The 14,141-nt window shown below is 36.2% G+C and carries 8 protein-coding genes and 2 other annotated features; all 8 genes read right to left on the bottom strand.

Features of this window, described 5'->3' with window-relative positions; genetic code table 11:
• Positions 1-65 precede the first annotated feature (65 nt).
• The 8 genes from HBB17_RS01205 to HBB17_RS01170 all read right to left on the bottom strand — a co-directional run bounded on the left by HBB17_RS01205 (position 66) and on the right by HBB17_RS01170 (position 13,967).
• Positions 66-2,717 carry a valine--tRNA ligase gene (locus HBB17_RS01205; RefSeq protein ID WP_167955063.1) on the bottom strand — a complete coding sequence of 884 codons (2,652 nt, stop codon included), beginning with the start codon at positions 2,715-2,717 and terminating at the stop codon, positions 66-68.
• Positions 2,718-2,918: 201 nt separating this feature from the next.
• Positions 2,919-3,156: a binding site (T-box leader), on the bottom strand.
• Positions 3,157-3,293: 137 nt separating this feature from the next.
• Positions 3,294-4,067 (bottom strand): ABC transporter ATP-binding protein, encoded by a 774-nt coding sequence (locus HBB17_RS01200; protein WP_167955004.1) that lies wholly within the window; start codon positions 4,065-4,067, stop codon positions 3,294-3,296.
• A complete protein-coding gene (locus HBB17_RS01195) occupies positions 4,060-4,980 on the bottom strand; it encodes an ABC transporter permease (protein ID WP_167955002.1) in 921 nt (306 codons plus the stop codon). Before HBB17_RS01195 ends, HBB17_RS01200 begins: the two co-directional genes overlap by 8 nt.
• A gap of 53 nt (positions 4,981-5,033) precedes the next feature.
• Positions 5,034-5,993, bottom strand: coding sequence for an ABC transporter substrate-binding protein (locus tag HBB17_RS01190; RefSeq protein WP_408609329.1), 960 nt, complete (start codon positions 5,991-5,993; stop codon positions 5,034-5,036).
• Between the two features lie 472 nt (positions 5,994-6,465).
• Positions 6,466-6,700, bottom strand: a binding site (T-box leader).
• 170 nt (positions 6,701-6,870) lie between these two features.
• Positions 6,871-8,148, bottom strand: coding sequence for a hypothetical protein (locus HBB17_RS01185; protein ID WP_167954998.1), 1,278 nt, complete (start codon positions 8,146-8,148; stop codon positions 6,871-6,873).
• Positions 8,149-8,164: 16 nt separating this feature from the next.
• Positions 8,165-9,004 (bottom strand): hypothetical protein, encoded by an 840-nt coding sequence (locus tag HBB17_RS01180; RefSeq protein WP_167954996.1) that lies wholly within the window; start codon positions 9,002-9,004, stop codon positions 8,165-8,167.
• A 27-nt stretch (positions 9,005-9,031) separates the two neighbouring features.
• Positions 9,032-10,318, bottom strand: a complete 1,287-nt coding sequence (locus tag HBB17_RS01175) for a DUF5716 family protein (RefSeq protein ID WP_167954994.1) — start codon at positions 10,316-10,318, stop codon at positions 9,032-9,034.
• A 100-nt stretch (positions 10,319-10,418) separates the two neighbouring features.
• On the bottom strand, positions 10,419-13,967 hold the full coding sequence (locus tag HBB17_RS01170; protein WP_167954992.1) for a DUF5717 family protein: 3,549 nt from the start codon (positions 13,965-13,967) through the stop codon (positions 10,419-10,421).
• Positions 13,968-14,141 lie beyond the last annotated feature (174 nt).

Here is a 14,141-nt window from a genome sequence, read left to right as displayed (position 1 = left end):
TATCTATACAGTCCACAACGGCTAGATCTGTACCACATCATATAGTATGACTTGCGTTCTTTCCCTTATTTATTAAAATGTTCCAAGCGTTCAACTACTTGTTCCATCATATTGGTGTATTTCTCTAATTTTGCTTTTTCTTCGTCAATCTTCGCTTGAGGAGCTTTGCTTACGAAACGTTCATTTCCTAACATTCCTTGTACACGCTTCAGTTCTCCTTCTAAACGAACTTTTTCTTTTTCAAGACGTTCAATCTCTTTCTCAATATCAACAAGTTCTGCAAATGGCATGTAGATCGAAGCATCATGAATCACTGCAGAAACTGCGTCTGAAGCAATACCATTGGTATCTGCTTGAATCACAACTTCACTTGCATATCCTAATGTAGCAAAGAATACTTTACTATCTTCAAAGATCTTACGTACTTTATCATTTTCAGAAACAACGATAACGGTTGCTTTCTTACTTGGTGGTACATTCATCTCCGAACGCACATTACGAATACCTTTTACCGCTGCTTTTATTGTTTCTACTGCTTCTTCATCTGCAGCAAAGTTCCATTCTTCTTTGAATTCTGGCCAAGAAGAGATCATAATGGATTCTTCTTTGTCTTGTAATGTACAGAAGATTTCTTCTGTAATGAAAGGCATATAAGGATGTAATAATTTCAAAGAATTGATTAATACGGTATTTAATGTCCAAAGAGCTGCTGCCTTTGTTTCATCTGCATCGTTATATAATCGAGGTTTTACCATTTCAATATACCAGTCACAGAATTCTTCCCAAATGAAGTCATAAATCTTTTGAACAGCAATACCAAGTTCGAATTTATCTAAGTTATCTGTTACATCTTTTGCTAACATATTTACTTTTGATAAGATCCATTTATCTGCTTGGGTTAATGTTGTAAGATCAATATCGTCGTTGATTGTTGCTTTTTCCATGTTCATCATAATGAAACGAGAAGCATTCCAAACTTTGTTTGCGAAGTTTCTGCTTGCTTCTACTCGTTCATAGTAGAAACGCATATCATTTCCTGGTGCATTTCCAGTGATCAATGTGAGACGAAGTGCATCTGCACCATACTGATCAATTACTTCCAATGGGTCAATACCATTTCCAAGGGATTTACTCATCTTACGACCTTGGGAATCTCGAACCAAACCATGAATCAAAACTTTATGGAATGGTACTTGTTTCATGTGTTCATATCCAGAGAATACCATACGGATTACCCAGAAGAAGATAATATCGTATCCAGTAACCAATACATCCGTAGGATAGAAGTAATCTAATTCTTCTGTTTTTTCTGGCCAACCTAAAGTTGAGAAAGGCCATAAAGCAGAACTAAACCATGTATCCAAAGTATCTTCATCTTGTCTTAAATGATCATGACCACATTTTGGACAAACTGTTGGTTTATCTTCTTCTTTTGCAATAATGATTTCACCACATTTGTCACAGTAATACGCTGGAATACGATGTCCCCACCATAACTGTCTAGAGATACACCAATCACGAATGTTCTCTAACCAATGAAGATAGATCTTGTCAAAACGTTCTGGAACGAATTCCAACTCTCCATTCTTTAATGCTTCGATTGCTGGTTTTGCTAACTCTTCCATCTTAACAAACCATTGTTGTTTAATCATTGGTTCTACAGTAGTATTACAACGGTCATGTGTACCTACATTGTGTGTATGATCTTCTACTTTTACTAACAAACCAAGGGCATCTAAGTCTGCAACCATCGCTTTTCTTGCTTCATAACGATCCATTCCCGCATACTTTCCACCTAATTCATTAATGGTCGCATCGTCATTCATGATCGTAATTTCTGGCAAGTTATGTCTCTTTCCAACTTCAAAATCGTTAGGGTCATGGGCTGGCGTAATCTTAACAACACCTGTTCCAAATTCTTTATCAACATAAGCATCAGCAACTACTGGAATTTCCTTATTAACAAGTGGTAACATTACCATCTTTCCTATTAGATGTTGATATCTTTCATCATCTGGGTGAACAGCTACTGCAGAGTCACCTAACAACGTTTCTGGTCTAGTTGTGGCAATTTCAACAAACTCATCGGTACCTACAATTGGATACTTAATGTGCCAAAAATGTCCTGCTTGTTCAACATGCTCTACTTCTGCATCAGAGATAGAAGTCTGACATACTGGACACCAATTGATGATACGAGAACCTTTGTAGATATAGCCTTTCTTATATAGATTAATGAATACTTCTTCTACTGCTTTGGAGCAACCTTCATCCATTGTGAAGCGTTCACGGTCCCAATCACAAGAAGAACCGATTTTCTTCAACTGGCTTGTTATGGTATTTCCATACTCTTCTTTCCATTCCCAAGTAGCTTTTAAGAATCCTTCTCTACCTAATTCTCTCTTATCGATTCCTTCTTCTTTTAGCTTATTCGTAACTTTAACTTCTGTTGAGATACTGGCATGGTCTGTTCCAGGAATCCAAAGTGCTTCATATCCCTGCATTCTTTTAAAACGAATGAGAATATCTTGCATCGTATTATCCAGTGCATGCCCCATATGAAGCTTACCTGTAATATTTGGAGGTGGCATCACAATTGTAAACGGTTTTTTCTTTTTATCAACTTTAGCACTAAAATATTTCTTATTGAGCCATTTTTCATATAACGATTGTTCAATGGCTTTTGGATCGTAGTTTTTTTCTAACTCTTTACCCATTGTCAATTCCTTCTTTCTTATCATTCTCTTATTTGGTGTTCTTTCCACTCGTCTTACAAACATCAATACTCCTTTCTCCAGAGTACCGTGTGTAAGGAACGAGGAACATTTTTTATATATAGGATGAAGTATCCAAAGTACTTTGCCACTCTAGATACTGCATATTGCAATTTTTTCTATACATAAAAAAAGACCCTTCATCAAAAGGACGAAGAGTCGTGGTACCACCTTAATTCATGAATACAAATCTCTACATCTTGTATTCATCTCATGTGTCTATAACGGAACTTACCCGAAATCTCCTAATTTGTAAACTACAGTTCAGAGATTCTGTTCAAGAGCTACCTTCAATATGCACTACCTTTCGAATACCTTTCAGCCGGTGAGTATTCTTCTCTGTTAAGATTACATATCTAATCCTCTCTATCATAACATTTGTCTTTTTCATATTATCGAATTCTACATTATTAGAATCAGTGGAACAGGTATTCCATGTTCACATGAAACAACTGGTCTTAAACCTCAACATGATAGTATTATGTTATGACAAAGGACGGATTATGTCAAGTAGGAAAATTAATTTCCACATTCAATACTGATTCGAGTAAATACTTCCAATATATCTTCTACGCACATATTTTCTTTCTCTTTTGCATTCTTATCCATGATTGCTTCTCCTTGGTGCATCATGAGCAAACGATTTCCATATTGGATTGCATAACGAAGATTATGGGTAACCATGATTGTTGTAAGCTTTTTCTCACGAACGATCTGATCTGTAATCTCCATAATCAAATCCGCCGTTTTTGGATCCAATGCTGCAGTATGCTCATCTAAGATTAAGAAGTCAATTGGTGTCATAATGGTCATTAACAATGCCATTGCCTGTCGTTGCCCACCAGATAAAGATCCGACTTTCAGATCCATCTTATCCTCTAAACCAAGTTTTAATGTTTTCAAATTATCTCGATAAAAATCAATTCGAGAACGATTGGTTCCAAAACGAAGGTTGAATGGTTTTCCCTTATTGTCTGCAATTGCCATATTCTCAAGTACCGTCATATGAGGACAGGTTCCAAACGCAGGATTTTGATATACACGTCCAATCCTTCTTTGTCTTTTATATTCCTGCATCTTCGTGATATCTGCTCCATTGATGACAATCTGTCCTTGATCCACCGGGATACTTCCACAGATGATATTCAACATAGATGTTTTTCCTGACCCATTACTTCCTACAACGGATACGAATTCATTATCCTGAATCTGCAAATTAAAGTCATGGAACAAACAAACTTCACTAACCGTTCCTGGATTATAGTATTTGTAAATGTTCTTTAACTCAAGCATTTCTCTTCACCTTCTTCTTCCGTTCTCTTGTTGATACTAAGATCACAAGGAATAATGCAGAATATATGAATTTCAGGTCATTTGCATTTAGGCCTGCTGCAATCGCAAGTGCAATACATAATTTATAAACGACACTACCAATGATTACTGCAGTTGTTGATTTCATACACTTGATTGCTTTGAACACACTAGTTCCAATAATAACACTGGCAAGACCAAGCATAACCATACCCGTTCCCATACTAACATCTGAATAGGCTTGATCCTGCGCGTAGATACAACCTGCTAGTGCAGCCAAACCATTAGCAATACTTAATCCCAAAATCTTCACAAGCCCCTTATCTTTTCCTAAGGAGGTTACTAATGTACTGTTATCCCCAGTGGCACGTAACAGATATCCCGAACGAGTCTTAAGATATAGATCTAGTAGGATTTTTATCACTACAACAATGATAATAACGAGTATTATTTTCCCATAGACGATTTGATTTCCTTCAAATAGTTTTCCAATGGGACCTAATGTAAATATGGTATCTTTCGAAAAAAATGGTACGTTTGCTTTTCCAGCAATCCGAAGATTGACAGTATAAAGTGCTGTACTCATGATAATTCCTGCCAATAAATCTCTTACTCTTAATTTTACATGAATGATGCCAGTAAGCACTCCTGCAAATGCACCACATAAAAAAGCTACTGGTAAAGTAAGATACGGATTCACACCGTTTGTAATAAGCACAGCGGTAACAGCGGCACCAAGTGGAAATGTTCCATCCACAGACAAATCCGGAAAATCAAGAATCTTATATGTAATGTAAACACCTAAAGCCAAGATTGCAAAGATTAGTCCTTGAATCAAGATATTTTCTTTCTGAAAATAAATACTTGTAAATAAATTACCGAAAAATGTGAACATATCCGTTCCTCCTCTACCTTTTGTTATATCTGAACTTCCTTGCTATTCTCCTCCTATTCTTCGATCAAATCAAACATCTCTGTTGCATGATCGGTTAATTCTTTAGGTAAGGTAATTCCAAGTTGCTCTGCAACTGCTGTATTTCCATAAAAGCTACCTTCTGCAATTATTTCAAATTTTAATTCACTCGCTTTTGCTTCGCCTTTTAAGATTTTTGCAGCAATCGCACCCGTTTGCTTTCCTAACTCATAGTAATCAAGACCAACTGCTGCTAGGCATCCTATCTTTACCTGTTCAACTTCACTACCAAATACAGGAATGTTCTTTGCTTTGGCTTTTTCCAAGATTACAGGCAAACCACTTACAACGGTATTATCTGTAATGTTCGTCATGCAATCTACTTTACTAAGAATATCATCTGCAACGAGTGGAATATCTGTTGAGGTAGAGATTGCTCCTGTTACAATTTCAAATCCATAATTTGCTGCTACCGCTTCATAATCTTTAATTGAAGCCTCTGAATTCACTTCGCTTGTCGTATACATGATACCAATTGTTTTTGCATCCGGTAATACTTTTCGAATCATATCAAGCTGTTGTTCTACTGGAATCTTATCGGAAGTTCCAGTAATATCACCTACTGGAGTTCCATCTTCTTTTGCTAATTCTGCTAAAACAGGATCCGTTACTGCTGTAAAGACAACAGGGATACCAGCTTCTTTTGCTGCTCCATAAGCACTTTGCGCCATTGGAGTTGCAATGCCACAGATTAAATCAACCTTGTTTGCTACGTAATTCGATGCAATCTGTGTGGCAACACTTGTATCTGCATTGGCATTATCCTCTTTTATTGTTAAGTTTTTGCCTTCTTCAATTCCTGCTTCTTTCAAACCTTCTAAAAAACCTTCCCGACAATTGTCCAAAGAACCATGCTGTGCAAACTGGCCAATTCCTATTGTATATTCTCCATTACCACTTGATTTCTTTTCACTGCATCCACTTAATAATCCCATTGTCAAAACTGTACTCATTATAACTGCTACGATTTTTTTTCCTCTCTTCATACCAAATTCCTCCTATAATCATTTCAAGATGTGTTAGGAACAACCTCTATTCTGTTCCCCTGATGCTTACGAGTTTCTTATAGCCTAACATGCTTATATATCGTTCGTACTGTTCTTAAACTCTTGCATCCATTAAGTAAATGACTCAAACTTCGCAGTTCAATTGCTGCCCTGAAGGGTTATCCTAAGGCATTTTCAGCAATTAATATATCTCCACTTCGATTCCAATGTGCTATTTTTCTAATATCGACTTTTCTGGCAAAAAGCCAATAAAAAAGTGCAAAACTCCTTTATGTAATAGGTTTTTGGCAACAATTGAACTGCGAAGTTTGAGTAAATGAATAAAAACTAATGATCAATGGTTTATTCTTATGGACGAAACAATATGTGTGTATAAAAAAAACCGCCCCAAGAATTATATTCTTGAGACGGATTGATTCATTCCGCGGTACCACTCATATTGGCAAAAGCCCACTCTTTTCACATACAATCATATGTGCCTTATTTGTAACAGGTTTGGTTCCCGTCAACGCCTACTTTATCATTCGGGTTGCCCTCGAAAGCCCATTCATTCATACACGCCATACTGCATTCCCACCAACCGCAGCTCTCTGTAATATTGCATACGAATTACTCCTCTTTCTCATCGGTTTTTCATATTCATTGGTATTATCTTACTCAGTTTCATCACTTTTGTCAATGTAGTCTTGCATAATTTACCATACCTTTTTATTATAGATACTATAACATCAAATGATAATAGTGTATCTTATACACATCATTAAGTTATACCTGTCTTTTTTATCTATATATTGGAAATATCCTGCTAAACCGTAATATGATTTTCTTCAAGTACTTTGGCTACCTCTTGTTTTGCTTCTGGAATCTTTTCCACCAGATCTGTCAATTTTGCAAATCCTTTTTCACGAATATTCGTATTATATTCAATTCGCTCCCGAATCTTTTGTCGTCTGCCGTTCAATCGATGTCTAATTTCTACCATTTCTTTTCCATCAATCAACGCGCCTGCTTGATAGGTCCAGATGTCCAAATCCGATATTTCATGATTTTTAAGTATTTCAAGCATTTTTTTATTATGTTCATTCATTTTTTCTGTATTTCGTACAAGTTCCTGCTGCAATTTCTTCGCTTTCGAATATTGTTCCCATTGAAACCGTAATTCCATCGCACTGTTTACATTGTACTTTCTGCACGCATAATCAATACAGTTCGTACTATTTACATACTTAATCTTAACGGTATTCAATAAGGTAATGGCTTTATTCAACTTAATCTGTGTGAGCTTTAGGTTATATGCATTCTTTCTTCCTTCAAGAAAGATATATAAGCCACTGATTCCTGCTAGTGCAATGGTTAACAGATAAGGTAGTTGCATATTTCTTCCCGCCACCGTATCAAGAACATAGAATAACACAACCATTGTAAATACAAGAATTGACGTCGTAATTGCAATCTTTTTTAGATATCTTTGAGAAGCTGCATATTCCTTTTTTTGATGACGTAATACACTTTTTTCCCCTTCCAAATGTCGCATATCATTTTTTATTTTGGAATTATAGGATTCGTATTCATCTAACTTTTTTATATCTTCTGGCAATTGTGCCTCATTTTTTTCAAAATATTTGTACTGCTTTTCTGCTAATTTGATCTCTTTTTTATCCTGATATTCATGCCGTTCTCTCGTGAGCGTAACTACGTTTCTCGCAGCGTCCACAAGCGATTCTTTCTCTTCCCCTTCAATTCGATCAATTTTTTGTATATCGGTAAGATAAGATGTAACGGCCTGGTATTCTAGTTTTGCCTCTTCATTCTGCCTTGACGCTTCAATAATTTGTTCACAATAACCGCGAATATAGCGTTCTCGATCCGCTTTCGAATGAAAATCCACATCATAATTCTCTATTTCTGTAGAGATAATCTTATCGTCCTCTACTTCAGGATCCGTTGCATTTTTCTTAGCAACCTGCTTTTTTTGCCGTTCTTGACTAATCTTCTTCATCGCATATGCCATCTCAAGGAATTCCTGTCCAGCATCTTTCTCTTCCTGTATTTTCTTTTTTCTAAATCTGCTTAATAATCCCATTTTCCTAGCTCCTAGTCTATGAAAGTATTCCCTTGCGATAAATTTCCTTGTAATCACGGATCATTTGTTTCAATTCTCTATAGTACTGTGCGACCTTCCCTTGTTTCTTCCATTCCGTTAACGCGTCAATCTTTGCATACTCTTCAATATCCAAAGCTGCCAGCTCTTTTGTGAACACATCTTCTTCCAACTGTTCTTGCTGTTCCTTCGTTACAGAGAATTCTTCACAAGCATTTTCATATTCCTTGGTATTCTTCGATAAGATCAACGTATACAAGTATTGATTCAATGATTCCTGCCGTTGATTTCTTCGATATGCCAAAAGATAGTATTTGGTTGCTTCTGATGCAGATACCGTCTTTGCCTTAGCAATTGCAAGATTATGATAGATATCACCATACTCTACTTGGCTAAATATAGCCGATTCTTCTGCCTCAACAATGGATTCATATTCAACCACTGCATTCCCATATTGCCCATACTTCAGATAATTGTCTGCTTTGATCTTCCTCTTCATGATTAGTGGCATTCGTTCAATCTGTTCCATTATATGAATTAACTCACGAATCTCTTTTTCTGTATAGTAATCTGCACAACATAAGATACTTACTACAATGTCTTTCAAACTATTGCGGTGATTTAGAAGACCTCGTATCTTCTGTGCAATCTCAGGAAGTTCCAACTCCGTTTCTATCCAGTCACATAAAGAATATTGAAATGTATCCTCTGTAATGAGATAGATGTTGTTATAGATATAATAATTTAGTTCATCCATTGAATAAACCTGTGTCTTCGTAAACGGAAAAACATACGGTTTATCTGCCAATCGTCCGGTACAAAAGATTAACTTTCCCATAACAATACTCCTTTCTCTATTCTCTCTTTAATATGCCAGCGTGATCGTCTGTTCTAGAATCTGGTTGGTAGAAGGATAATAATCTCCGAATCCACGATCTTTCACAACGACACTACAAGTATATGGATCTGAGAATTCCAATCGAAGATCTAGTCGTGTCATCTTAGGAGGCCGTTTTTCCAATCCTGCCAAACTAATCTCATGTTCATGTATCTCATAATTAAGAAAATTCTTGGTTCGAATTACAATTTCATCTTTCTCATCTGGGATTAAGGACACTTCACAATTTGCTTCATACCAAAGTGTTCCTGCCTCTACTAATGTATACTCACTCTCCTTGGCATCACGATAGAGCACTATGGAAAGAGAAGAGCGAACCATCTCCTCTGTTAAGTACACAAAATTTTCTGTTTTTCCTTCCCCTGCTAAAGTTCTTGCATAATAGCAGGCACCTTTGGTATAAAGATTTTGTCCCTTGAATACTCTACGCCCAACACATAGATGTTTAAAAACTTCGTCAGCCCAGTTTCCTTCAAATCCTTTTCCTGTCATATATAGAGTTGTTACCAATTGTTTATATAAAACACTCTTTGCCAAGTTCTCAAAGATATAGGACAAACTCTCTTTATCATCCAAGTCTTCTAGAAGATCAAAACTTAAGGTTTCTGATAGGTCCTTTTCCTCAACCGTTATCGCCATTGGTACATGTTTCCGATTGATCTTAATCTGATAGAAATGTAAGCCTTCTTCTTCAAAATCAAAAATTCCAACATCATTCATCCATAAATCTCTGCTTTGACTCATCGCAAACTGTACTGCACTCTGCGTATGACTTTGAATTGATACACGGTCTTTCTCTAAAGATAGTGCTTCCATCGCTTTATAAATCATGTTGATCAAAGTGATATCTAACTGAGGGATGGTAACAACAAGCTTTGCCACCATTTCATTCGGATAGTAGCGTTTTAACAAACTTAAACATTTGCGAAAAAACTTTTCCAAAATTGCTTCTGGCGGAATCTTCACATCCATGACATAAAAGTCTTCTTTTCTAATAATCCTTGTAATAAGCTGATCGATTACAATGGCTTGTCCTGCTTTCCCTTTTCCTATAGCATCTTCTCCAAACAACCACTCTTTCGTATCTTTTCTCACGCCTAAAACTGTTGGGATCATATACTTTGTTTCATCATCCGTATAGCAGATGGATTCTGGCTCAAATGACTTTTTACTGTAACAGCTGATTTGAGTAAAATCATTGCACAAGTCAAATCCAACTAATAATTTTCTTTCCTCTGTCATTCTAATCACCATTTCCTTTCAAAAGTCTGACCGCTTTGTGTAATAACAAAGCACCGTGTGAAAACTTATTCTTCCACACGAACTTCCTTCTGAAATCATTCCATTCTATTTTCTAAAGTGGTTTTAATAACTCTTCCATAATATAATCTTGTGTCACATATTGTTTCATCGTATCTAATAAGGTCAACTCATCCTGTAGATAGTATGAGGAGATCATAACGTTGATCAAATCAAATCTCGTATCCGCTTCCTGACTTGAACAAGTCACTTCCCCAGCTTCGATTACATCAGAGGCAAGTTCCACTTCACTTGCACCTTCTGTAATATAATAATAGAGATTTTCATGACTAAAGAGCATGAATTCCTTCACATAGATTCCTTCAAACATATCCTGCATCTGTTCTGTATGATATACCTTATCCGTTGCGGAATCGTCCTCATGTTCTATAGCAAAATGAATCATAACTTTTTTTCCCTTATCCGTACGATACATGACATAATATTTATTCCAGATTAGTTCTGGCAACGCAACTTTACCTCGGAAATCTTTAAAGAATGGGAATACCACTCCTTTTTTCATCAGACGATGTACTTGGAAATCAACAAACTCTTTTTCAGCCGATGTCAAGGTTTCCTTCGTACTATCGTATTTTAATAAGGCAATCGTACAGAATTCATTTTCGGCGGATATGATCTCAGTTTTCATAATTTCAAAAATTGCATCATCGATTGATTTATCTTTTAGCAGGTATTGATATGCGGCATAGGTTAAATAACCACGAATTAATATTCCATTATCTCCTTTTTCATAATAGGACTGAAATACTGGTGCACTATGAATCTGCTGATTTTCCACAAATAGCACTTGTCCTAACAGACGTTCTTCATATGCTGTGGTATCCATTCCATTCTCTTTTGCTGCCTCCCAGATTGCCAACATATCTTTGGAAGTTCCTTGGAAATACGTGATCAGATACGTTAAGATTGGTTCCTGGTATTTTCCAGTTTTGAATACTTCATGACATAGATAGAGTAGAACTTCATTCCGTCCGTTCTCCATCATTACCATTTTGAGACATAATTTATGAAGGCGATTTTCTGGTATGAAATAGCAGCCAAATCGACCAATGGATTCCATTGCCTTATCCGTTAGGTCACGAATGATCATATATTCCATCATATCAACCCGTTCTGTTTCCGTAAGGGTTTTCATATCAATCTTTTTCAGATAAGAGTCCAGTAATTCTCCATCATAATGTTCATAATAATGTTTGATTAATGCCAGCAAATACTTCTTATAGCACCAAGCCTGCAAATTAGGTATCTGTAATGCTAATTTAAAAAGCAGTATGATATCCTGTGCATTCTTTTGGTAATTCCATACCATCTCTGTCAAATTCAGAAGCAACAATGGATTGTCCTTCTCGTAAGTAAAACAAATCTCTGCATACCGACTATAATCCATTAACTGTTTCACGTCATAAGGAACTGTGTCGTAGTAACGATTATCATTATAATCAACCAAGAAAATCTGTGCATTCTCCGTAAATATTGGTACAACCGTTCTTCCTTCTTTCAGTGGATGGTAGATTTCATTTTCTAATTCTTTATGAACTACACAAACTCCTTTGATATTCGGGTTGTAACATGTAATCTCATGATAATACATCAATACGGAAAGGTCTTTTGCCATGGATTCCTGTACTTTTTCTGGTGTTAACAAATCATTATAAATCACTGCAAGATTGTGATTGATTAATCTTCCCTGTAATTGACGTTCCATAAACCGTTCCATCTGTTTTCCATACGTTTTATATATGGATGGGTTTTCTTCTTTATTCTTAATAATCTGTGCGTATAGATACGCCTTCCGATTATCGGATAAATTGCTATTGTAGATATAATAAAGATAGATTGGATGGCTCAATTCAACCTGTGCCTCTTCATCTATGGCATACATATAATATTCGTGAAGACTTGTAAGTTTTAGCTGTGCCTCGACACCCAAACGATACCATTCAAAATACTTATTTTCCGTCTTCTCACTCTTAATAAGAAGTGCACAGATTGCATATAGAATGTCCACACTTGGGTTAGTTTGATAGAACATCTCTAATGTATGATAGATCACACTCGAAAACTGTTTCTCTCTTGCTGCTAAATACGCGAACTGTAGTATTACTTCCTGATTCAAGTACTGCTCTTTCGCCCCCCAATGCATAACGGCACGTTGAAATGCACCCATTTCATGAAGTAAGTTTGGATCCTCATTGTAAATCGTACATGCCTCATAATATAAGATTGGACTTTTACATCCCGCCTCACATAATTTTTTAATTTCTTTTAACTTGTACCCCTTATTGGAATCAAATTTCTTATCCAAATATAACAGGAACCATAAAATTCTCCAATCAGGCTCCTTCTCATAAAACTCTCGAATACTTTCCACTGCAGATTCTGTAACTTCTTTCTCTTTGCGATAAAGGGCATTGAGATACTGATATGCACAATACGCAATGGCGTTGCTCTTGCTACCCGCAATCCGATTTTGAAAGCTATTTAACATATCATCTGCAACTTCTCTGTTGTCTGAAATAATCGTAAGATGTGCCCTTGCCAAATCGTAAAAGATATCATCCTCTATAATTGTTAAATTACTAAGTACATTACTTGTATCCTGTATGTAATGTTCAAGGTTCACTTTATTCATACGAAAATCAAGATAATTTTTCGTTAATTGTAGTTCATAACGTCTCATTGTTACTCCATGATTTTCAAGCCCAATTTCCTTACGTTGGACTCTACAAGTCACCGGAATTACGATGGTTTGATGTACTGTTTTCAGAATGATTCTTCCATAATTCATTCCAGCCCGCATCTTCTTTGTATCCAAAACGACCTCTAATGGATAACTGTTTCCAGCAAAATTATCCGTCCAGATAACTTTATGGTCTAACTGGATAAATGGAGCATCTGTATAGATCTTAATCTCCGAATATCCCCAATTGCTTCGAAGTATATAGAGCTTTTCCATAAAAGATCCTTTATTCACTTCAAAACTCAATTCCTTTTTGTCAACATCAATGGTCACTGGTAATTTCTTATGGATCGCTATTAAGAATTCCTCCATTGCTTGACTAGCTGACGTACTACGGATCAACGCATCATATATAATTCGATTGGTCGTCTCTTTTTGTAAAAATACATTCACGAACTCATCTGTTTTAAAAAGACTCAGCGCAGTAACAGGATCTTCTTTTGCTAGATTTGTAAAATGAAACAAATCCTTAACCTCTCCCTTTTTTGTCAGGCAGTAAGGAGGAATCACCCGAAAATGAAAAGGAATCTCGAATTCTCCTACGCTTGTTACACATGTTATGATTCCACTCTCTTCTTCATGGACCTGCAATCCCTTTGCTCGAAACTTATAGCGGATTACATTCTCTTCCCCACAGAATTGCTCATCTGTTATTCGTAGCAAACGGCTCGATGAATACACAAGGCCTTTCACTTCCACTTGGTCTTGTGTTGTTATGGTAAAACAACCATAATAGGACGTTCCTTGTTCTACCTCTACTTCTATTCTTTCATCTGATAGAATTACCTTTGGTAATTCATATTTTAAATTTCCTCTGGAAAATTGCGTGATTTTCTCTTTCACCTATTATCACCTACATCTTTTATTCACATCTATTTCTTCATTATATCATATATGCTACATGGTTTCTACTTTTTTCGCACATCGGTTCTCCATCTCAGCAAAGCAAGTCCATATTGTAGTTCCCTACTAAACGTGCTATGATTAAGCTATTGATAGAATGATAGGAAAGGACAA

This window comes from Anaerosporobacter faecicola (assembly GCF_012070565.1).
Taxonomy (GTDB): domain Bacteria; phylum Bacillota; class Clostridia; order Lachnospirales; family Lachnospiraceae; genus Anaerosporobacter; species Anaerosporobacter faecicola.
Note: the sequence above shows the minus strand (reverse complement) of the source record. Positions and strands in the feature narration are given on the sequence as shown.